Here is a 19,764-nt window from a genome sequence, read left to right as displayed (position 1 = left end):
TCAGAAGGGATGGAAATTCTTGCCACCGCTGCGCAGCGAGTTCGCGGCCACCATGCCGAGCGCGGGTAATTCGCGCGCGCGCTGGCGCGTTGCTTCCGGCTCGCCGCGAAGCGTGCGTGAGGGGGCTCTAGCGGTCTCACCCAGATTGAAGAAGCTGATGGCCTGCTGCAGCTGTTCGGCCTGCCCGGAAAGTTCTTCCGATGTAGCGGCCAGTTCTTCGGAAGCCGAAGCATTCTGCTGGGTCGCCTTGCTGAGCTGACCCATGGCGCCGCCGATCTGCGTGACGGCGGAACTCTGTTCGCCGGACGCGGCAGAAATCTCCTGTACAAGATCCGATGTGCGCCGGATGGAAGGCACGATCTCGTCGAGCAGCTTGCCCGCGCGTTCCGCAGTCGACACGCTGTCACCCGCAAGATCGCCGATTTCCTTGGCGGCCTCCTGACTGCGTTCGGCCAGTTTTCGCACTTCGGCTGCCACGACCGCGAAGCCCTTGCCGTGCTCGCCAGCGCGCGCCGCCTCGATGGCGGCATTGAGCGCCAGCAGGTTGGTCTGGTAGGCAATGTCATCAACGATGCTGATCTTTGAAGCAATCTGCTTCATCGCCTTGACTGTGAGCGTGACGGCCTCACCGCCCTCGCCCGCTTCGTTTGCAGCCTTGGTTGCCATGCCGTCGGTCACCTTGGCATTGTCGCTGTTCTGCGAGATCGACGCCGACATCTGTTCTATCGAGGCCGTGGTCTCTTCCACCGAGGCGGCCTGTTCGCTGGCCGCCTGCGACAGCGATTGCGCGGTAGCGCTGACCTGCCCGGCGGCACCGGTCAGTGCATCGGATGCGGCGCGCACTTCCTCAATGATGCCGGCCAACTTCTCGCTTGTGCTGTTGGCGTCGTTCTTCACCTGTTCGAAAATGCCTTGCGAATCGCGCGTGATACGCTGGCTCAAGTCACCCGCCGACAACGCCCCGAACACGCGTCCGATATCGGCAAAGATCACCGACATGGTTTCCATCAGCGCGTTGACCCCTTCGCACAGTTCACGGGTCGGTCCGCTCTTCCCTTCGATCGGAATGCGCTTCGAAAGGTCACCGGTCTGCGCCGCCGAAGTCACCTGCTGCGCCTGTTCCACCGCGCTGGCAAGCATGTTGGCGGCATTGACCTGCGCGGTCACGTCAGTCGCGATCTTCACGACTTTCTTGACTCGCCCCATTTCGTCCTTCACCGACGCGTACACCGCCTGGATCCATACTTCCTGACCGGCTTTGGTAATGCGCTTGAACACGTCGCTCTGCGGCTTGCCGTCGTTCAAGTCACGCCAGAACTGACTGTAGGCGGGCGAGGCGGCGAACGCCGACTCGACAAACATGCGGTGATGCCTGCCGACCACCTCGTCGAGCTGGTAGCCGAGCACCTGCAGGAAATTCCTGTTGGCATGCAGCACATGTCCGCCGAGATCGAATTCGATGTAGGCGTACGACTCATCGATGGCGCCCAGCACGCCGCGCGCGTTCTGACGTTCCAGTTCGGCTTCGGTGATGTCGTAGCGCACACCGAGATATTTCACGGGCTTTCCGTTGTCGCCCATGATGGGGGCGATCACGGCATCGACGTAATAGGGCGTACCGTCCTTGGCGCGGTTCTTGATGATGCCGCGGAACATTTCACCGTGACCGATGGTGGACCAAAGCTGCTTGAACGTCTCCTTTGGCATGTCGGGGTGCCGCGTCGTGTTGTGCGGCTTGCCCAGCAGTTCTTCTTTGCTGTACTTCGACACTTCGCAGAACTTCTCATTGATGCTCACGATGTCGCCCTTTTTGTCCGACTCGGACACAATGCTGGTGACATTCATGATATCGGTGCGCACGCGCAGCTCCGACTCTACGGAAGCCAGTCGGCTTCGCAGTTCTGCGAGCGCCGCCTCCGCCTTCTGGCGCGCATCCTGTTCCTGCAGCAGTTGTCGGGAAGCCTGCTTCAGCTCCGTACCCGCGACCATGCGCGCGATCCATGAAGTGCTGTTCTCGGTCATGATGATTGTCCTTCTGTAGATGAATGGATTGAACGGCCCGGAAAGGCTGTTTCGCGCGCACCGCGCGTGTTTATCCGTGGCGGCTCGGCCGCCAGTAGACCCAGGGAAGGCACGTCGAAGATCAGGGCGACTTCGCCGTTGCCGAGAATCGACGAGCCCGAGATGCCACGAAGCGTGCGGAACATCCGGCCCAGCGGTTTGATGACCGTCTGGTGCTGCCCGAGCAGCATGTCGACCTCGATGCCATAGCTTCGATCGCCGGCACGCACTACGACGATGCTTACGCGTTCAGGGGCTTCGCCCTGCAGCGCGTAGAGCTGGCGCAAGCTGACAACCGGCAGCAGTTCTCCGCGCAGGGGCACGCAGAAGCCGCCTCGTTTGTCGGGCATCGTCAGCAGTTCGTTCGGGTCTCGGCCTTCGATCACTTCGACCACTGCTTCCAGCGGCAGCACGAATTTGGAACTACCGACAGCCACAAGAAAGCCGTCGATAATGGCCAGTGTGAGCGGCAACCGGATGTCGATCACCGTGCCGTGGCCTAACTGGCTGCTCACGTCCACGGTGCCGCGCAGCGCCTCGATGTTCTTGCGCACCACGTCCATGCCGACGCCGCGGCCGGACAGGTTGGTCACCTGCTCGGCGGTCGAGAAACCCGGCGCAAAAATGAGTTTGAGAATGTCGGCATCTGACGGTGTCACATCGACGTCGACGAGGCCGCGCTCCCACGCACGCTTGAGCACCCGACTGCGGTCGATGCCGCGGCCATCATCGCGGATGCGGATCAGGATACTGCCGGATTCGTGCCGCGCGCTGAGCACAAGCCTGCCCTGTCGAGGCTTGCCAGCCAATTCCCGTTGCTCGGGGGTTTCAAGCCCGTGATCGAGCCCGTTGCGCACCAGATGCATGAGCGGATCCGCGATCTTTTCGACCACGGACTTGTCGAGTTCGGTATCCGCGCCCTCTATTTCCAGTATCACGTCCTTGCCCAGCTGCGAGGCTGTATCGCGCACCACGCGGCGGAAACGACTGAAGGTTTCGCCGATTGGCACCATGCGCAACTGCAAGGTGCCGTTGCGGATTTCCTCGATCAGCCGACTCATGTGCTGACTGGCTTCAGTCAGCCCGCTGTGGCGTGTCTGACGCGCCAGCAGCGATGCACCGGCGCCTGCAATCACGAGTTCGCCCAGCAGGTTGATCACGACATCGAGGCGATCAGCCTGCACCCGGATACAGCGGTTGTCGTCTGGCCCCGCTTCGCGCTGGCGCTGCTGCTTGCTGACCGCCGCCGCCACGATCTCCGGCGCCACGCCGGCGCTCACCTGCAGCACATCGCCCAGCCGGGGAGCGTCGTCACCACCGGCCCGCAGTGCGGATTGCTGCCGCAGGCCGGCGTCGAGCTGCGCCTGCGTGACAGCGCCGATGTTCACCAGCAACTGACCGAGTTGGGGGTGATCGGGCATCTCGTCGAGCAGCGTTACGAAGTGTTCGAGGGAAGCCGAAGGCGCAATCAGTCGCAGCCGACAGTCGTCCTTCACGAAACTGAATGCACCTTCGATTTCTTCCTTCGTAGCCTCTGTGACCAGCCCGACCCCCACGACCAGATGACATGATTCGGGGTCGAGCTCAGCCAGCGAAGGAATACTTGAGCGATCGCATGTAATCGCGACCACTTCGCCCAGCGTGCCCAGGTAGCGCACGATGCCGAGCGGATCCATGCCGTTACGCATGCACTCGGTGCCGAATTCGGCCGACACATGCCAGCGGCCTCCCGCCGGCACTGCAGCGCCCGACACGCATGTCTCCTGACCGGCACTTGCCGGGACCGGCTGACTGTTGCCGACGGCCGCCAGCAAGCGGCACACCAGGTCGGCGCGTTCGGCAATGTACTCGTCGCTTTCAAGAGAAGGATTGCTTGCAATATCCACCAGATGCAGGATCTGATCGTTGCACTGCAGAAGCAGCGTGCTGAGCGACGGGTCGAGCCTGATGTGGCCTTCACGCATGCGATCGAGCAGCGTTTCCACGTGATGCGCGAATTCGACAAGTTGCATCAGCCCGAAAATGCCGGCCGAACCCTTCACCGTATGCGCGCAGCGGAACAATGCGTCCAGCAAATCGCGATCCTGCGGGTTCTCTTCGAGCTGCAGCAACAGTTGCTCGATGTTTTCCAGCTGTTCGCGCGCCTCGCTGATGAATGCCGGCATCGCTTCGGCGATGAAGCTCTGGTCGCTTTCTTGCTGGGTGCGCTTCATGCAACCTCCCTGGCCGCAGCCTGTTCGGTGACATCGAACCAGTCGATGCAGCCGAGCGTGGCACTCGTTTCGACGAAGGTCCGGCTCGGCGCCACCACGCGCAACGGAACGCCGAGCGCGGCAACACTATTGGCCAGCGCGCCAAGCAACTGAAAGCCGGCACCGTCGATCTCTTCGACGCCGTGTGCCAGAAGCTGCAACTGGGCTGCCGCGCTGTCTATCTGCTGTCCAAGCCAAACCTGCAGTCGTCGGTGCGTGTCTGCAACCGTGTAGATGCTGAGTTCTGCGGGAAGCTCAAAGATCTGATTCATGGCACACCTCAGGGAAGGATCAGCTTCGCCACCGCATCGAGCAGGATGGGCGGGCTGAAAGGTTTCATGATCCAGGCCTTGGCACCGGCCGCTCGCCCCTGTTCCTTCTTGGCATCCTGTCCTTCGGTCGTGAGCATGATCACCGGCGTAAATTTGTAGCGCTGGTTCTGCTTCAGTTGCGTGACGAAAGTGATGCCATCCATGCGGGGCATGTTCACGTCACTGATGATCAAGTTGATCTTGCGTCCGTCCAACTTGTCCAGCGCGTCCTGGCCGTCGCCCGCTTCCATCACTTCATAGCCGGCCCTCGTTAGCGCCAAGCTCACCACCTGGCGCAACGATGACGAGTCATCGACAATCAGAATGTTCTTGCCCATTCGTTTCTCCCTCTTCTGCGACAGTGTTGTTGCTGCGTAGTCCGGACAAGAATCCTGGCTACCCGCCGTGCACTCACTCCGGCAATCTTCCCTTTTGCGGCGCACGGGCGCCGCAAGGTCAGAAGAAGACAAGCGCTTGCGCCGATGCGCCTGCGTGGGCAGCGCCACCACCTGTGTGATTGACGCGTTCTTCGGCTGTGGTGTAGCTGCTTTCAAGATGGTCGATCAGCGGTCGCAGGTCGGGAGCGTGTCCGTCGGGCGTCGCACCAACCAACTCGCCCAGCTCGCTCATGCTTTCGCAGACGTGCGCCAATACCTGATCAATCCGGTCCTGAAACTGCAGCGCTGGGAGCGTGGCTTCAATTTCCTGCCGAATGCCTTCCGCCTGCTCACACAACACAGCGTTGGTCCGCGCCAGCGAATCGAGCACGCCTGAGAACTCACCGAGTACCGTCTTGATGCTGGCCTCGGATGACTGAAACGAAGCAAAGTCGCGACTGGTTGAGCTTTCGACCAGCCGGGCCGAAGCGACGATGGCTTCGCTCACCAGCCTTGCCTTATCGGCGATCTGCTTGCCGGTGGTACCCGAAGCGGTCGACAACTTCCGCACCTCGTCGGCTACCACTGCAAAGCCCCGTCCGGCTTCGCCTGCGCGCGCAGCTTCTATCGCCGCATTCAGCGCAAGCAGGTTGGTCTGGTCCGCCAGTTTCTGGACTGACGCAGCCATGCCAAGAAGATCATCGGCGTAACTCGCCAGCTCGCGTATCTGGGTCAGAACAACGGTTTTCTCTCCAAGCGCACCGGAAATGCCGTCGAGCACGGCGGACAGTTCGCGCTGTGACGTCTTGATCACGACGTCAACACCGACATGGTCACCCGACAAGCCGGTGCTCGATGAAGCAGCGACGGCTGCCTCGAGTCTTGTGACCAAACCCGAGAAGTGCTCGATCAACTCGCCAATCGCGCCCTCCGCCTGCTTGCGCACGACGCCAATCTGGCGCGACCAGATCGGTGCGGCGGTTTCTGAAACCAGCAACAGGCTGTCGCGCATGTCTCGTATCAGCGGATCGGGCCCGACCGGCTCCGCAGGTTTATTCATGGCCGCGCCAGACATGCGCATGGGAGACATGCACCATCCGGAAGCAAGCAGCAGTGCGGAGATCCCGACACCAGATGCCATACGCACCCAAGGCGGAACGTCGACGGGCCAGATCATCCATACACCTGCGATTACGGCGCCTACGGTATAGCCTGCATGACAGAGCTTTCGGAACACGATTGTCTCCATACTTTGATTCCTCTTCTTCTGTCTGCAGATGCAGACAAGAAACCTGGAGGAATTCACCCATCATTTTTTGATGAGCAAACTTCGGAAAGTGGATAAAACTTTCAAGACGAATCAAGTTTCTTCAAATTCATTCATCTCATACGAAATTTCCTGAACCAACCTTTCGGTCTCCATTCCCGGTGCATGAAAGCACGCCAACCCTTCCAGATCAGCAGGCAGCGAAGGCATGCCGAAAAGATATCCTTGCAACCGATCACATCCGAGCGCAGCAAGGTGGGCGAACTGTTCGGCAGTTTCAACCCCCTCCCCAACGACCTCCAGATTCAGGTTGCCCGCCAGCGAAATAATCGCGCGGACAATAGTCATCGCTTCAGGATCCGTAGCCAGTTCCCGAACGAAACTGCGATCGATCTTCAGAGTGCGCACGCGCAGTCGCATCAAGTAGGAGAGCGATGAATAACCTGTACCGAAGTCGTCAATCGCCATGGTGATGCCGAGCGCATCAAGAGCGGCGAGCACAGCGCCGGTGTGGTGAAGATCTTTCATCAGCGTGCTCTCGGTGATTTCGAGTTCCAGCAGGTGCGGATCGAAATTGGCCTCGAGCAGGGCAGCGGAAATGTCGGCAACCAGTTCCGCATCGATCATTTGCCTACCCGAAAGGTTGAAGCAAAGCCCGATATCCGGGCGCAAGCGCTGCACATTCCGTACGTCATGCAGCGCTTGACGCAGCGACCAGCGGCTCACCGGAACAATCAGTCCGGTTTCTTCCATGATGGGAATGAAGCGGTCGGGCGGTACCGAGCCCATTTTCGGGCTGTTCCATCGCAACAGAGCTTCAACCGCCATCATCCGTCCCGAGTGCGCGTCGACGATGGGCTGATAGACGAGGAAAAGCTCTTGCCGAGCCAGCGCGCCATGCAGTTCGATTTCGAGCGCCAGATCGCTATGCGCATGCACGTCCATGTGCTGTTCATAGAAGCAGGAGGTATTGCGCCCTGCTGATTTCGCCTGGTACATCGACACATCGGCCCGACTGAGCAGTTCGTCTTTTGACGCCGCATCGTCTGGGTACAAAGCGATGCCCACGCTGGCGCTGACGAAAAATTCGCGCCCCTCAAGCTGGATGACCTGCCCCAGACCCTTCAATATATTCGCGACGACCTGGCTCACGTCCTCACGGCACTTCACCTCTTCGAGCAGGATCAAGAATTCGTCGCCACCGAGCCGCGCCACCATGTCGGTCGCACGGACGCCGCCACGCAGGCGCCGCGCAATCTCTATCAACAGACCGTCGCCGACGTTGTGGCCCAGCGTGTCGTTGATCACCTTGAATCGGTCGAGATCGATGAACAACACGGCGAGTTGCTGCCCTTGCCTCACGGCGCTGCTCATCACCTGTTCCAGCCGTTCCATGAACAGACGACGATTCGGTAGTTTGGTTAGTGTGTCGGTGTTGGCGAGGGATTCCAGTTGTTCCTGGACGCGTATGCGTTCGCTCACGTCCTTGGACGTCGCCACGTAATGGCTGATCCTGTGCTGGCTGTCGAAGATGGGGCTAATGGTTTTCTCTTCGAAATACAGTTCGCCGCTTTTGCGCCGATTAGTGAATACCGAGCGGAAAACCTCGCCCCGTTTGATCGTGCTCCACATGCAATCGTAGAACTTGCGACTGTGCTGATCTGACTTGAGGATGCGGGGCGTATGGCCCAGCACTTCTTTGGCGAGGTAACCAGTGGTACGTTCGAACGCGGGATTGACGTACTCGATGAAGCCAGCGGCGCAAGTGATAAGCACCGAATCATGCGTCTGGTGGGCCGCCTGAGCGAGGATTTCAAGCTTGCGTGCGATGCTGGTACCCACTGCTACTTCACTCAGCCGGAGCAGCCACTCTTCGGCGCCCGGCTCCCTGTGAAAGCATGTGCATTCGACGTTTACCGGCAGTTCGGCACCCGTTACCTGCAACCGCCAGACATATCGATGAGATTCGCGACGACAGTCGGCCGTCACCTGCGACCAGCTTGTCGTGCCCTGGTCTGACAAGGCCTCGAATATTGCGGCGACGGGCAGCCCCGTCAGGTCAGGCACACCATTCAGCGCCTGGGCGTGGCGCAATACGACGCCGGAGGTGGAGACCAGAAGAAAAGTGGCCGCTTTCGGCTGGGGGAGCAGAAAACTGCCGACGCTGACTGCCGTGTGGCTCTCCAGCCCATCATCAAGTGCGCAGGGCGCTTGGTGCCCTACGGAAGCAAACCGCGCGAAGTCTGTCATGGATCAATACCTTTCAAATGCATGCTTGCCACGATCTGATCGGAGATCACCTGTAACGCTTGTCTTTGCGTTGCAGCCCACCCTCTACACGCCCCCTTCATCTTTCTGACGAAACGCCCGAGAGGCCGCTGATCCAATTGCTGCTGCGCTGGGAACCACAGACTTGCAACCACTCATGAATTCAGTTAACGCCGTGACGACATGCACTCCGTATCAGGAGATGCCGCGGGGAACACCCCGTTTATCCTGACGTGATTAGGGATTTCCCTACCCGCATTGCAGCAGGAACGAGTATTCGGGTGACACGTGCAGTGATCAGTCCATTCCTGGAGGCGACCCCATCGCCGGACCGCAATGCTTTCCAGCAGGAGGTCGCGGAAGCGAAGCGCGAGGTCGCCGTGGCGGTCGGAGAAAGACTCTTGTGAGCGAGAAGGCCCGTGGCGTTACGGCGACGGAGCGGCTGCTCGCGAAGTTCTGCGAGCAGTCGTTCCTGAAGCTCTGGAGCTATCCGAACCGGCACAAGGATGGCGGGCACGAGCTGTGCGACCTGCTCGCAGTGTTCGGCGACACCGTGTTCATCTTTTTCGACCGCGAAAACACGCTGCCCGATATCCCCGACAAGGACCCGCCGGTCCTGTGGAACCGCTGGAAGCGCAACGTCATCGATCGCCAGGTCAAGACCGCTCATGGGGCGGAGCGCTACATCCGGCGCGGCAGGCCGATTTTTCTTGATGCGAAGCGCGGGAAGCGCTTCCCTATCCCTTCGACAAGGACATGGAGCGCTGACCCTGTCCGCCCTGGGGCGTGCCGCCGGCAGTGATCACCCGTCCCTGTCAGCCAAGCCGGCGACGCGTCCGGCCAGGCTGCAGTCCGGCCGTCCTGCCGCGCGAAGGATGTTCCGCATCCGCCGGTGCGGCTCCTTCGTGGGCGAGCGTGTCGATGATGGGGCAGTCGGGACGGTCGTCACCGTGACAGCAGTGAACGAGATGCTCCAGCGTGGCCTTCATCGCGTGCAGTTCCTTCAATTTTTCTTCGAGTTCCGCGATATGCGCCTGCGCCAGCGCGCGCACCGTCCGGCTCGGCCGCTTGCGGTCCTGCCACAGGCCGAGCAACGCACGAATCTGTTCGATGGAAAAGCCCAGGTCGCGCGACTGACGGATGAAGCGTAGCGTGCTGACTTCCCTGACGGTGTACTGCCGGTAGCCGGACGCCGTGCGCGCCGCCTTCGGGAAAAGTCCGACGCTCTCGTAGTGGCGGATCATCTTCGTCGACACCCCGGAGGCCTTAGCGGCTTCACCGATGTTCATGCTCATCGCTGCTCTCCCATGACGGCCCCGCTCCGGACCTGCCGGTTTGCAGACTTCACCGCGCGTCCGTCGGCAACACCCTGCCACCGGCGCAGCGTCAAGGCGTTCAGCACCACGCTGACGCTGCTGAAGGCCATCGCGGCACCGGCAATGATCGGGTTCAGCAGACCGAGCGCCGCCAGCGGGATGCCCAGCACGTTATAGCCGAAGGCCCAGAAAAGGCCCTGCTTGATTTTGGAGTACGTGCGGCGGGACACGTCAAGCGAGTCGGCCACCAGGCGCGGATCGCCGCGCATCAGCGTGATGCCGGCGGTCTCGGTGGCCACGTCGGAGCCGCCCGCCATTGCATAGGACACCGAAGCGGCGGCCAGCGCAGGCCCATCGTTCAGGCCGTCGCCGACGAAGGCGACCACCTCGCCGGCGTCACGCAGTTCCTTGACGATGGCCGCCTTGTCACCGGGCAGCACCTCGGCACGCACCTCGGTGATGCCCAGTTCCTTTGCGACCGCCTCGGCGGCACCACGATTGTCACCGGTCAGCATCACCGTCCGGATGCCGAGTTGATGCAGCCGCGACACGGCCTCAGCCGCGGCGGGTTTGACCGTGTCGCCGAACGCCAGCAGTCCCAGCAGACGCCGCTGGTCCATATCGGTCCGGACCAGCCATGACACGGTCCTGCCCTGCCGCTCCAGCCGTTGCGCTTCAGCGTGCAAACCGCCTTCGACGAGACCCAGTTCGCGCAGCAGGCGCGTGCTGCCCAGGGCCAGCGTCTGACCACGCACGACAGCCTGCACGCCACGCCCCGGCAGGGCCTGCGCATCGTGTGCCTCGGGCACCGGCAGACGTTCGTGCCGCACCTGGTCCATCACGGCCACGGCCAATGGATGGCTGCTCGACTTCTGAAGCGCCCCGGCCAGGCGCAGCACCTCGTTCCGCGTGGCACCTTCCGCTGCCACCACGGCCGCGAGCGAAGGCTTGCCTTCCGTGAGCGTGCCGGTCTTGTCAAACGCGACCACGGTGACCGCGTGCGCGACCTCCAGCGCTTCGGCGTCCTTGATGAGGATGCCGTGGCGCGCCGCGACACCCGTGCCGGCCATGATGGCCGTCGGCGTGGCCAGCCCGAGCGCACAGGGGCAGGCGATGACCAGCACGGCCACGGCGTTGATGAGCGCCCGTTCCCAGTCACCCGAGAAGCCGAACCATCCCAGGAAGGTGGCCAGCGCGATGACCAGCACCACCGGCACGAACACCGCGCTCACGCGGTCCACGATGCGCTGGATGGGCGCCTTCGCGACCTGCGCCGACTCGACCATGCGGATGATGCGGGCCAGTGTCGTCTCTGCGCCGATGGCCGTCGTGCGCACCGTCAGCGCACCTTCGGCATTGATGGCGCCACCCGTCACCTGGTCGCCGACGCCCTTGGCCACCGGCAGGCTTTCGCCCGTGATGAGCGATTCGTCAACGTGGCTGCGGCCCTCGACGATATCGCCGTCGACGGCGATGCGGTCGCCGGGGCGCACGATGACGAAGTCGCCCACCAACACCTGATCCACCGGAACGTCCGCCTCGACGTCATCTCGACGCACTCGGGCGGTGGTCGGGCGCAGCGCATTCAGTGCCCGGATGGCGTCGGCCGTCTGCCGCTTCGCACGTTGCTCGAGCCACTTGCCGAGCAGCACCAGGGTAATGACCGCAGCGGAGGCCTCGAAGTAGAGATGCGGCATGCCATGGTCGGCATGCTTGAACAGAAGGTAGACCGACAGCCCGTAGGCGGCCGAGGTGCCCAGGGCCACCAGCAGGTCCATGTTGCCGGTCCTGGCGAGAACCGCATTCCAGCCGGCACGGTAGAAGCGCCAGCCGAGCCAGAACTGCACCGGAGTCGCCAGGGCGAGTTGCGTCCAGCCGTCCGGCATCCAGCCGATGCCGAAAAGCTGCAGCAGCATCGGCATGACCAGGGGCAGCGTCAGTGCGCCGCCCACGGCAACGGGCCACCAGGCCGGAAGACGAGGCGCCGGCTGCGGCCTCGCATCCTGAAGCTCCTTCGCGGCGTAGCCGGCCTTCTCGATGGCTGCCTTGAGCGCTGAGACCGGCACTGTCGACAGCGCCTGGATGCTCGCCTTCTCGGTCGCAAGATTGACCGTGGCCCCGGAAACGCCGGGCACCTTGAGCAGCGCCTTCTCGACGCGCGCCACGCACGAGGCGCAGGTCATGCCTTCGACCCGCAGCGTGGTGTCGGTCGTCGCGACGTCGTAGCCCGCCTTGCGCACGGCGGCGGCCAGCGTGGCTGCAGTCACTGCGGGCTCGGCATTGACCGTAACCCGTTCGGTCGCCAGGTTGACACTGGCTTGCCTGACTCCGGGTACCGACTGGAGTGACTTCTCGACGCGCATGGCACACGAGGCACAGGTCATGCCTGTGACCTGCAGCGTGATACCGGACAGTGCGATGGTGTTCATGGATGCCTCGGAGCGTTGTTCGAAGTTGCACATCGTCAAGGTTCCGACGATGGCAATGTCAACACCGGCGATTGCGCCTGGAGGCATCGTGGATTTCTGCAAGGATCGCTTGACCTTGCAACAGTGGGAGGGTGGACAGTCGACTCACCAACAACCCGATGGAGTAGAAAATGATTGCTTTCGAAGTCAAGGACATGACCTGCGGTCACTGCGTCAGCACCATCACGAAGGCGCTGAGGGCCACTGACAAAGACGCCGGGATCCGGATCGACCTGGCCACGAAGCGCGTGCACGTGGAGCCTGTGTCGGCGGACGCGGAGGAAATTGCGGAAGCCATCGCGGATGCTGGCTACACCCCCGTGCCGGTTGGGACGGAGCACAGCGAAGTTGCCGTGCCGGAGCGCGGATCCTGTTGTGGACACTGCCAGTGATGGCGTTCTGAGCAGCCCTTCGATCCGCTTCGATGGCTGGCCGCTCGGGTATCTTCAGCCCGCGTCCGAGCGGTTTCCTGTCGACGCTGCCCGGCGCGCCACGAAACGTGCCGCTGTTCGACCCCCGCCCCATCGTCGCAACGCTGGAGCGGCTGATCGACTTCGACCATCTGCACGCGCACGGGCCGAGGCGGATCGTCTGCACGCTCGAGGCCTTGCGGGACGTGGCGACATGCTCTCCGCCATCGACGCTGGCGCGCGTAAGCCTGTTGTGGCAAGAAGGCGTCCCGCGTCGATGGTTCGCTGATGTTCATCGGGCGAATAGACGGCGACGGGCCGCCCAACCGCCGGTGGCGGCGGGCGGCCCGCGTGGACCCTCAACCGTCAGTTGCGGGGCTCGGGGGTGGTCTGACCTTCCGGGCGGCGTTCGCGTTCGTCCGCACGCTCGGACGCCTTCTGCTTGGTGTCCCGGTCGCGTATCACATCGTTGGCATGCTCGCTCGGGTATTCCCCTGATTGACGAGCCTGATCCTGTTCCGGCTGGTACTTCTTCTGACTTTCGGATTGCTGCGCCGCCGGCATCACCTCCTTCTGGTGCTTGCCCGGATACGACGGCTGAGCGCTGACCGACACGGAAAATGCGGCTATCGCAAGTGCAACGGCTGTTCGGGCTAAAGTCATTGTGGACCTCCATATGGGTGGCAGGCATCAAATGGATGCCCATGACTGCAGCCTAGTTCTTGCGGAGAAGTTCGATGTAGTCGGGCTCCCACAGCCTGTAGGACCCGCGACGGAGAACGCCCGGGCTGATCCGCCAGGGTGCCCGCATCGGCAATTCCGGCGCGCGTCAAGGCAAATCCTGTCCATGCCGTCCGGGCACGATGCTGTAAGACCGCAGCGACGTTCCGCGCCGCGCGCCCCCCTCAGCGTGAGACAGCGAGCTTCGTGGTGCGCACCGCACGCGCGCCGTCGTCCGGATGCACCTTGCGCAGCCGGGTGTGCACCTGCAGGTAACCCAGCCACAGGTCCTGCCGCACGTACACGATCTGGCCCGGCTTGGCATCGAACTCGAGCTTCGACGTGAATTGAAGCTGCGAGCCCAATGTGTGCCGGCCAGGTTCGATTTCCTTGAACAGATGGGTTTGCGACACGGTCGAGCCGATCGGCTCACCATCGAGCAGCACGGCGATCGGCAGCGCAGGAGCGCTGTAGCCGGTACGGAACACATAGACGCCCGCCTTGCCCGGGCTGATTTCGGCCACGCCGGGCGGCGTGCCGGCGTCGGTTCGATGCTGCGGGACGGCAGCGCAACCGGCGAGCACAGCGGTCGCGGCGATGACGGCAAACGTCCGGTATTTCATCGGGGATCTCCTGATCTGTCGCGCATGGCGAACGCGTCGAAGGGGCGTCCTGCGGCCTGCCCGCCATGCGGCAGACCTCGGCCGTGCCGGTCTGCAGACGCTGTCCGCACAAACCACTGACGGCATGCCGCTGCTGCTTTGGCCGCGAATGGCGACTCAGGTTTCGCGCGTGCCCAGATAACTGATGCGCCCGCGCGCGTCAGCCCGGATGTTCGGGATCCGGCGGCGGCCCTTCGAGGGCCGCCTCGTCGGGCAACAGGCCGGCGCGCAGTTGCCTGGCCGGCTTGACGCCCAGCCGGCGCAGGTTCTCGACCTGTCGCACCAGATTGCCGCGACCCGACGACAGTTTGCCGTGTGCGTCCTGATAGGCCTTCTGCGTCTGATCGATGCGCTTGCCGATCTCTTCGAGGTCTTCGACGAAGCCGACGAACTTGTCGTACAACCGTGCCCCCTGTTCGGCAATCAGCTGGGCGTTGCGGCCCTGGCTTTCCTGTCGCCAGACGTTGGCCACCATGCGCAATACCGCCAGCAGCGTGCTCGGACTGACCAGCAGCACGTTGCGCGAGAAGGCGTCCTCGAACAGTGTGTTGTCGCTGGTGGCAGCCAGCATGAACGCCGGTTCGACCGGCACGAACATCAGCACGAAATCGGGCGCTTTCAGTCCGTCGAGCATCGGATAGTTCTTGTCCGACAGCCCCTTGATGTGGGCGCGGATCGACTGCACGTGCTCACGCTGCGCCAAGGCGCGCGCGGCGTCGTTGTCGGCGCTGCAGTAGCGCTCGTAGCCGAGCAGCGACATCTTGGCGTCGATGATCATGTGACGGCCTTCGGGCAGCTGGACGACCACGTCCGGCCGGCGCCGGTTGCCGTCGTCGGCGGCATAGCTCTCCTCGGCGACGTATTCGTGCCCGCGCCGCAGACCGGACGATTCAAGCACTTTTTCCAGCACCATTTCGCCCCAGATGCCCTGCGACTTGTTGCTGCCCTTGAGCGCCTGGGTGAGATTGACCGCGTCTTCGCTGATCCGGGTGTTGAGCAGCGCGAGCCGCTCGATCTCGTTCTTCAGCGTCAGCCGCTCCTTCGATTCCCGGTCGTAGGTCTGCGCCACCTGGTCCTGGAAGGCCTTGATCTTCTCGTTCAGCGGATTGAGCAACAGACCGAGGTTGTCATGGTTCTGCTGCGTGAAGCGCTGGCTCTTCTCTTCCAGGATGCGGTTCGCCACCTCCTGGAACTGCAGCCCCATCTGTTCGCGCGCCGCGTCGAGCAGCGCGAGCTTTTCGGTCGTCTGACTGCGTTCGGCGTCGAGCTGGATGCGCAATCCGGCCACGGCCTCGGCCAGCGCCTGACGTTGCGCCGCGCCTTCGGCCAGCGCCTGTTCGAGCGCAGGAATACGCTGTGCCTGCGTTTCAGCACGCACGCGCGCCGCTTTCTCCTGCTGCAGCTGAAGGTCGAGCGTGGCCCGGACGGCGCCGCTCACCTTCAATTCGGCGCGCAGGCGATCGATGTCGAGCGATGCGGCGCGCAGCCGTTCCTGCGCCGTCAGCAGCTGCGCCACGCGCTCGGCCTGCGCGCGTTCGATCTCCAGCGCCGTGCGGCTGCGCAGCCAGATGGCGCTCAGCGCTCCGCCCAGCAGCGCAGCCCCCAGAAGGGCGATCAGGATGGCGGAGTCGGTCAGGCTGACGGGCATGCGATGCGGGATGCGGTTCGGAAAGCCCGACTATAGCCGGCCCTGCTCGCCCGCCGCACGATCTGCAGCGCCTCGCTCAGTGCTTGTGATCCATCGCACCGCTGGCACCGAGCGCGCGCGCGGTTGCCTTGATGACGATGGTTTCACGCTTCTTGCCCGCACCTTCGATGACCAGCGTCACCGGTACGTCCTGCCCTTCGGTGATCGGTGCCTTCAAGTCCATCAGCATGACGTGATAGCCACCCGGCTTGAGCTCCACCGCCTTGCCGGCCGGCAGGTCGATACCCGGGATGGCGCGCATGCGCATGATGTCCTTGTCCATCGTCATTTCGTGGATTTCGGTCACGCCGGCCACCGGTGAACTGGCTTCGACCAGTCGGGCAGCTTTTGGCGCGGTGATCTGCATGAAGGCGCCGGTGGCCTTCTGCTGCGGCACGGTGGCGCGGACCCAGGCGTCCTTGACGGTGAGTTGGGCCATGGCCGGTGCGGTGATCAAGGCAAGCAGTGCAGCAGTCATCAAGCGACGCATGGTGGTTTCCTGTGTTTGAAAAAAGGGGGGGGTCGGTTGTGCAGTGATCGGTGCGGCAACGTTCGTGGAGGCGCTTAGCGGTAGGAAATCGCGGTGACTTCGATCTCGCGCAACCCGGCCGGGCTCTGCACGCGGACCGTGTCACCTTCACGCGCCTTCAGCAAGGCGCGGGCCAGCGGCGATATCCACGAAATGCGTCCTTCCGACGCATTGGCTTCGTCGACACCGACGATCTGCACCGTCTGTTCGCTGCCATCTTCGTCCTCGTAGCGCACGGTGGCGCCGAAGAACACCTGGTCGGCATTCTGCTGGTCCTGCGGATCGACAACGGTGGCGGATTCGAGGCGCTTGATCAGGAAACGGATGCGGCGATCGATCTCGCGCAAGCGCTTCTTGCCATAGATATAGTCGCCATTTTCCGAGCGGTCGCCATTCGAGGCGGCCCAGGCGACTGTTTCCACGATGCGCGGGCGCTCGTCGCGCACCAGCTGGTCAAGCTCGGCCCGCAGTCGGCCGTAGCCGGCGAGCGTCATGTAGTTCTTGCTGCCGGGCGGCAGCGCAGTGACGACTTCGGGGTCTTCTTCCTCGGTGTCGGTTTCCTTCGTGAAGGCCTTGTTCATCCGGATGTCAGTGATTGCGTGCTCGTTGGACGAGCACGCATCTTACCGAATCAGTGATAGATCGCCGGTTGGGTCAGCAATGCCTCCCACGGCACCATGAAAGCGTCGAACGCTTCCGCGCCGACTTCATGATCGACCTCGTGGTCGACCAGCGCCTTCAGTTCCTCGCGGAAGCGCTTCGCTGCATCGTCACGGATCAGCGCGCCGCGCCCGACCCGCTTGTCGATGACTTCAACGGCTTCCAGCCCCGCATATTCGACCACGTAAACCAGCGGATTGTTGAACATGATGTGCATGATGTATCTCCTTGGCTTGTGCGGCTCACCAGCTTGCAGCCTGACGGTTGTCCGGCTGTTCGATACGGCACTGCAAGACACCTGTATTGCAGGTGGGGCAATCCTGCCGTCTTTCAAGTGATTTAACGGCCGCCTGGCCCGGCGCTGAAGGGAGCTTGCACCGGTTGCAACACACTCCTAACATCCACCATCCCTTAACGGCGCAGGCCGCGCGCCGGTTGTCACGATTCGGTCCCGCACATGGAAGATGACGAACTGCGCGCATCGCTAGAGCTGCTGCGCATCGAGCACCGCGACCTCGATCAGGCGATCGCCGATCTTCACGCCGCGCCGGCCGGCGACGAGTTGCTGCTGCGCCGCCTGAAGAAACGCAAACTCATGTTGCGCGACCGCATCGACCAGATCGAGCGGATGCTGGAACCGGACGATCTGGCCTGAGCGCGGCTCAGCGAATCAGTCGGCGAGGGTGATCCAGACCGGCTGGTGGTCCGATGCCGCGGTGGATTGATCGACCTCGACCGCTTGCACCCGCGACAGCAGCGGCGCGGTGGCCAACGCAAAATCACAGCAGAAGCGACGCCCGGGCCAGTCACAGCCATGCAGCCCGACCGTGTCGGCATGCGCCACCGCGCCGTGACAGTGCGCCCACAAGTCGTGCCAGCGCGCCTGGAGCGACGCACCTGGCGCAACCAGACGCACGAATTCCTCGCTGCCCGGCTCGCAGTTGAAGTCGCCGCACAGCAGCGCGGCGGCCGGCCGCAGCACGGCAGCGAACGCACCGCCCGACGCCTTCGCAGCCGGCGGCGCGACCGCGTGGGCCTGCGCCTCTGCATTGAGCGCGCGCAACGCCTCGATCTGCGCCATGCGCTGCACGCGCGAGTAGTACTCGAGGTGGGTGTTGAGCACCCGCAAACCGCCGGCCAGGCCGTCCAGCACGACTTCGACGCAGGCGCGCTGCATGCTCGGGGCGGTGCTGTCCGCCGGCCAGGGCAGCAGATGCCGCCAGGCAGCAAGCACCGGCAGCCGACTGAGCGTGAGGTTGCCGAACTGCCGGCGCGTGCCATCCCGGCGCAGGCTGTCGGCACCGGGTGCGAAGATCGGCGCATGATCTGGAAACAGCGTGGCGAACTGCGCGACTTGGTCTTCACCCTGAAGACCGGGCAGATCGTCGTAGCCGCGCGCGACTTCCTGCAGGCAGATCACGTCGGCGTCGCCGAAATCGTTCAACGCGCGCGCGATGCGACCCGCGCTGACGTGACCGTCGCAACCGCGCGCCCACTGGATGTTCCAGCTCACCAGCTTCATTGCGTGCCTTCCGGCTTCCGTGTCCGGAAGCATCATTGTGAGGAACGCCGGACGACCGCATCGGTCGATCCGGAACAACCATGCCGATTGTGCTCCAGGAGAACCCGATGATACGAACCCTGCTGACCGCCTGCGCCCTTGCGTTGAGTCCGGTCGCCGCCCACGCGCAGCAAGTTCCGCAGCATCTCAGCGTGCCACCCGGCTTCGGCATCGAGCTGTGGGCCAAGGTGGACAACCCGCGTGCAATGACGCTGGGCGAGGCGGGCCGGCTTTATGTCGGGTCGCGCAAGGGTCACGTCAGCGCAATAACTTACGACAGTACGACAATGGCAGCCGGCACTGCAGTCAAGGTGGCCAGCGGCCTGAACATGCCGGTCGGCGTGGCCTGGCGCAAGGGCGACCTGTACGTGTCCGCCGTCGACCGCATCGTCAAACTGCCAGGCATCGACAAACGGCTCGACGCGCCGCCGGCACCGGTACTGGTGAGCGACCGCTTTCCGTCGGACAAGGCGCATGGCTGGAAATTCATCGCCTTCGGGCCGGACGACAAGCTGTATGTACCAGTCGGCGCGCCCTGCAACATCTGCGATCGCGACAAGGACGGCTACGCGAACATCATGCGCATGAATCCGGATGGCAGCGCGCTCGAAGTGTTCGCACGTGGCGTGCGCAACACCGTCGGCTTCGACTGGCACCCGAAAAGCGGCGAACTGTGGTTCACCGACAACGGCCGCGACTGGATGGGTGACGACACGCCGCCGTGCGAACTGAACCGCGTCGCGAAGGCGGGCCAGCATTTCGGCTATCCGTACTGCCACGGCGGCAGCGTTGCCGATCCGGAGTTCGGACAGGGGAAATCCTGCGCCGACTACACGGCGCCCGCGCTGAACCTGGGTGCCCACGTGGCACCGCTCGGCATGCGTTTCTACGGCGGCCAGCAGTTTCCGGACGAGTACCGGAGCGCGCTGTTCATCGCCGAACACGGCTCGTGGAACCGCAGCAAGCCGGATGGCTACCGGGTGATGCTGGCGCGCCTCGATGGCAACAAGGTGGTGAGCTACACACCCTTCATCGAAGGTTTCCTCGGCCGCAACGATGCCGTGTTCGGCCGCCCGGCCGATGTGCTGGAGCTGCCCGACGGCAGCCTGCTGGTGTCCGACGACCATGCGAACGCGATCTACCGCGTACGCTGGAACGGCACCCGCACCGCGGCCGGCGACGCTGCACTGCACTGATGGCGCGACATGGCTGATT

The 19,764-nt window shown here is 63.2% G+C and carries 19 protein-coding genes; 4 read left to right on the top strand and 15 right to left on the bottom strand.

Going from position 1 to position 19,764, the window contains the following annotated elements; genetic code table 11:
* From Q8Q80_RS02360 to Q8Q80_RS02335, 6 genes are all read right to left on the bottom strand, one after another.
* Complete coding sequence (locus Q8Q80_RS02360) at positions 1 to 2,022, bottom strand: methyl-accepting chemotaxis protein (protein ID WP_305631387.1); 2,022 nt, start codon at positions 2,020 to 2,022, stop codon at positions 1 to 3.
* The gene (locus Q8Q80_RS02355) at positions 2,019 to 4,274 is read right to left on the bottom strand and encodes a chemotaxis protein CheA (protein ID WP_305631386.1); all 2,256 of its coding nucleotides are present in this window, start codon (positions 4,272 to 4,274) and stop codon (positions 2,019 to 2,021) included. Before Q8Q80_RS02355 ends, Q8Q80_RS02360 begins: the two co-directional genes overlap by 4 nt.
* Complete coding sequence (locus Q8Q80_RS02350) at positions 4,271 to 4,585, bottom strand: lipid asymmetry maintenance protein MlaB (protein ID WP_305631385.1); 315 nt, start codon at positions 4,583 to 4,585, stop codon at positions 4,271 to 4,273. Before Q8Q80_RS02350 ends, Q8Q80_RS02355 begins: the two co-directional genes overlap by 4 nt.
* Before the next feature lie 8 nt (positions 4,586 to 4,593).
* Positions 4,594 to 5,130, bottom strand: coding sequence for a response regulator (locus Q8Q80_RS02345; protein WP_371132673.1), 537 nt, complete (start codon positions 5,128 to 5,130; stop codon positions 4,594 to 4,596).
* Entirely contained in the window at positions 5,081 to 6,013 is a 933-nt protein-coding gene (locus Q8Q80_RS02340; protein WP_305631404.1) for a methyl-accepting chemotaxis protein, read from the bottom strand. The genes Q8Q80_RS02345 and Q8Q80_RS02340 overlap by 50 nt, the downstream gene beginning before the upstream one ends.
* Before the next feature lie 348 nt (positions 6,014 to 6,361).
* Positions 6,362 to 8,518 (bottom strand): bifunctional diguanylate cyclase/phosphodiesterase, encoded by a 2,157-nt coding sequence (locus Q8Q80_RS02335; protein ID WP_305631384.1) that lies wholly within the window; start codon positions 8,516 to 8,518, stop codon positions 6,362 to 6,364.
* A 421-nt stretch (positions 8,519 to 8,939) separates the two neighbouring features.
* On the opposite strand from Q8Q80_RS02335, the gene Q8Q80_RS02330 reads away from it, so the two are divergent.
* A complete protein-coding gene (locus tag Q8Q80_RS02330) occupies positions 8,940 to 9,338 on the top strand; it encodes a hypothetical protein (protein WP_305631383.1) in 399 nt (132 codons plus the stop codon).
* Positions 9,339 to 9,351: 13 nt separating this feature from the next.
* Here the strand turns inward: Q8Q80_RS02330 and cueR are convergent, their stop codons facing one another.
* Both cueR and Q8Q80_RS02320 read right to left on the bottom strand, forming a co-directional pair.
* Complete coding sequence (gene cueR / locus Q8Q80_RS02325; protein ID WP_371132672.1) at positions 9,352 to 9,831, bottom strand: Cu(I)-responsive transcriptional regulator; 480 nt, start codon at positions 9,829 to 9,831, stop codon at positions 9,352 to 9,354.
* The gene (locus Q8Q80_RS02320; protein ID WP_305631382.1) at positions 9,828 to 12,281 is read right to left on the bottom strand and encodes a heavy metal translocating P-type ATPase; all 2,454 of its coding nucleotides are present in this window, start codon (positions 12,279 to 12,281) and stop codon (positions 9,828 to 9,830) included. Before Q8Q80_RS02320 ends, cueR begins: the two co-directional genes overlap by 4 nt.
* Positions 12,282 to 12,451: 170 nt before the next feature.
* Here Q8Q80_RS02320 and Q8Q80_RS02315 point away from each other — a divergent pair, with 170 nt between their 5' ends.
* Positions 12,452 to 12,712, top strand: a complete 261-nt coding sequence (locus tag Q8Q80_RS02315; RefSeq protein WP_305631381.1) for a heavy-metal-associated domain-containing protein — start codon at positions 12,452 to 12,454, stop codon at positions 12,710 to 12,712.
* A gap of 384 nt (positions 12,713 to 13,096) precedes the next feature.
* Here Q8Q80_RS02315 and Q8Q80_RS02310 read toward each other — a convergent pair whose 3' ends face one another.
* From Q8Q80_RS02310 to Q8Q80_RS02285, 6 genes are all read right to left on the bottom strand, one after another.
* Positions 13,097 to 13,393: a hypothetical protein gene (locus Q8Q80_RS02310; RefSeq protein WP_305631380.1), complete on the bottom strand. Its 297-nt coding sequence runs from the start codon at positions 13,391 to 13,393 to the stop codon at positions 13,097 to 13,099.
* Positions 13,394 to 13,635: 242 nt separating this feature from the next.
* Positions 13,636 to 14,073, bottom strand: a complete 438-nt coding sequence (locus Q8Q80_RS02305; protein WP_305631379.1) for a DUF2846 domain-containing protein — start codon at positions 14,071 to 14,073, stop codon at positions 13,636 to 13,638.
* 199 nt (positions 14,074 to 14,272) lie between these two features.
* Positions 14,273 to 15,760: a DNA recombination protein RmuC gene (gene rmuC / locus Q8Q80_RS02300; protein ID WP_305631378.1), complete on the bottom strand. Its 1,488-nt coding sequence runs from the start codon at positions 15,758 to 15,760 to the stop codon at positions 14,273 to 14,275.
* A 76-nt stretch (positions 15,761 to 15,836) separates the two neighbouring features.
* Positions 15,837 to 16,289 (bottom strand): copper chaperone PCu(A)C, encoded by a 453-nt coding sequence (locus tag Q8Q80_RS02295; protein ID WP_305631377.1) that lies wholly within the window; start codon positions 16,287 to 16,289, stop codon positions 15,837 to 15,839.
* A 74-nt stretch (positions 16,290 to 16,363) separates the two neighbouring features.
* Positions 16,364 to 16,909, bottom strand: coding sequence for a transcription elongation factor GreB (greB, locus tag Q8Q80_RS02290; protein WP_305631376.1), 546 nt, complete (start codon positions 16,907 to 16,909; stop codon positions 16,364 to 16,366).
* Positions 16,910 to 16,959: 50 nt separating this feature from the next.
* The gene (locus Q8Q80_RS02285; protein WP_069037890.1) at positions 16,960 to 17,205 is read right to left on the bottom strand and encodes a hypothetical protein; all 246 of its coding nucleotides are present in this window, start codon (positions 17,203 to 17,205) and stop codon (positions 16,960 to 16,962) included.
* 240 nt (positions 17,206 to 17,445) lie between these two features.
* Here Q8Q80_RS02285 and Q8Q80_RS02280 point away from each other — a divergent pair, with 240 nt between their 5' ends.
* The gene (locus Q8Q80_RS02280; RefSeq protein ID WP_305631375.1) at positions 17,446 to 17,643 is read left to right on the top strand and encodes a DUF465 domain-containing protein; all 198 of its coding nucleotides are present in this window, start codon (positions 17,446 to 17,448) and stop codon (positions 17,641 to 17,643) included.
* 15 nt (positions 17,644 to 17,658) lie between these two features.
* On the opposite strand, the gene Q8Q80_RS02275 is transcribed toward Q8Q80_RS02280, so the two are convergent.
* Positions 17,659 to 18,510 carry an endonuclease/exonuclease/phosphatase family protein gene (locus Q8Q80_RS02275; protein ID WP_305631374.1) on the bottom strand — a complete coding sequence of 284 codons (852 nt, stop codon included), beginning with the start codon at positions 18,508 to 18,510 and terminating at the stop codon, positions 17,659 to 17,661.
* A gap of 107 nt (positions 18,511 to 18,617) precedes the next feature.
* Between Q8Q80_RS02275 and Q8Q80_RS02270 the strand changes: the two genes are divergently transcribed.
* The gene (locus Q8Q80_RS02270; RefSeq protein WP_305631373.1) at positions 18,618 to 19,745 is read left to right on the top strand and encodes a sorbosone dehydrogenase family protein; all 1,128 of its coding nucleotides are present in this window, start codon (positions 18,618 to 18,620) and stop codon (positions 19,743 to 19,745) included.
* The last annotated feature ends 19 nt before the right edge of the window (positions 19,746 to 19,764 follow it).

It is taken from the genome of Methyloversatilis sp. (assembly GCF_030698125.1).
GTDB lineage: Bacteria > Pseudomonadota > Gammaproteobacteria > Burkholderiales > Rhodocyclaceae > Methyloversatilis.
This window is presented reverse-complemented; position numbering and strand designations above follow the sequence as displayed.

Coding starts and splice junctions, on each gene's coding strand:
- Q8Q80_RS02270 (WP_305631373.1), top strand. CDS start 18,618: ATGATACGAACCCTGCTGACCGCCTGCGCCCTTGCGTTGAGTCCGGTC.
- Q8Q80_RS02360 (WP_305631387.1), bottom strand. CDS start 2,022: ATGACCGAGAACAGCACTTCATGGATCGCGCGCATGGTCGCGGGTACG.
- Q8Q80_RS02280 (WP_305631375.1), top strand. CDS start 17,446: ATGGAAGATGACGAACTGCGCGCATCGCTAGAGCTGCTGCGCATCGAG.
- Q8Q80_RS02295 (WP_305631377.1), bottom strand. CDS start 16,289: ATGCGTCGCTTGATGACTGCTGCACTGCTTGCCTTGATCACCGCACCG.
- Q8Q80_RS02310 (WP_305631380.1), bottom strand. CDS start 13,393: ATGACTTTAGCCCGAACAGCCGTTGCACTTGCGATAGCCGCATTTTCC.
- Q8Q80_RS02285 (WP_069037890.1), bottom strand. CDS start 17,205: ATGCACATCATGTTCAACAATCCGCTGGTTTACGTGGTCGAATATGCG.
- rmuC (WP_305631378.1), bottom strand. CDS start 15,760: ATGCCCGTCAGCCTGACCGACTCCGCCATCCTGATCGCCCTTCTGGGG.
- Q8Q80_RS02335 (WP_305631384.1), bottom strand. CDS start 8,518: ATGACAGACTTCGCGCGGTTTGCTTCCGTAGGGCACCAAGCGCCCTGC.
- Q8Q80_RS02275 (WP_305631374.1), bottom strand. CDS start 18,510: ATGAAGCTGGTGAGCTGGAACATCCAGTGGGCGCGCGGTTGCGACGGT.
- Q8Q80_RS02350 (WP_305631385.1), bottom strand. CDS start 4,585: ATGAATCAGATCTTTGAGCTTCCCGCAGAACTCAGCATCTACACGGTT.
- Q8Q80_RS02340 (WP_305631404.1), bottom strand. CDS start 6,013: ATGCGCGACAGCCTGTTGCTGGTTTCAGAAACCGCCGCACCGATCTGG.
- greB (WP_305631376.1), bottom strand. CDS start 16,909: ATGAACAAGGCCTTCACGAAGGAAACCGACACCGAGGAAGAAGACCCC.
- Q8Q80_RS02315 (WP_305631381.1), top strand. CDS start 12,452: ATGATTGCTTTCGAAGTCAAGGACATGACCTGCGGTCACTGCGTCAGC.
- Q8Q80_RS02305 (WP_305631379.1), bottom strand. CDS start 14,073: ATGAAATACCGGACGTTTGCCGTCATCGCCGCGACCGCTGTGCTCGCC.
- Q8Q80_RS02355 (WP_305631386.1), bottom strand. CDS start 4,274: ATGAAGCGCACCCAGCAAGAAAGCGACCAGAGCTTCATCGCCGAAGCG.
- cueR (WP_371132672.1), bottom strand. CDS start 9,831: ATGAGCATGAACATCGGTGAAGCCGCTAAGGCCTCCGGGGTGTCGACG.
- Q8Q80_RS02320 (WP_305631382.1), bottom strand. CDS start 12,281: ATGAACACCATCGCACTGTCCGGTATCACGCTGCAGGTCACAGGCATG.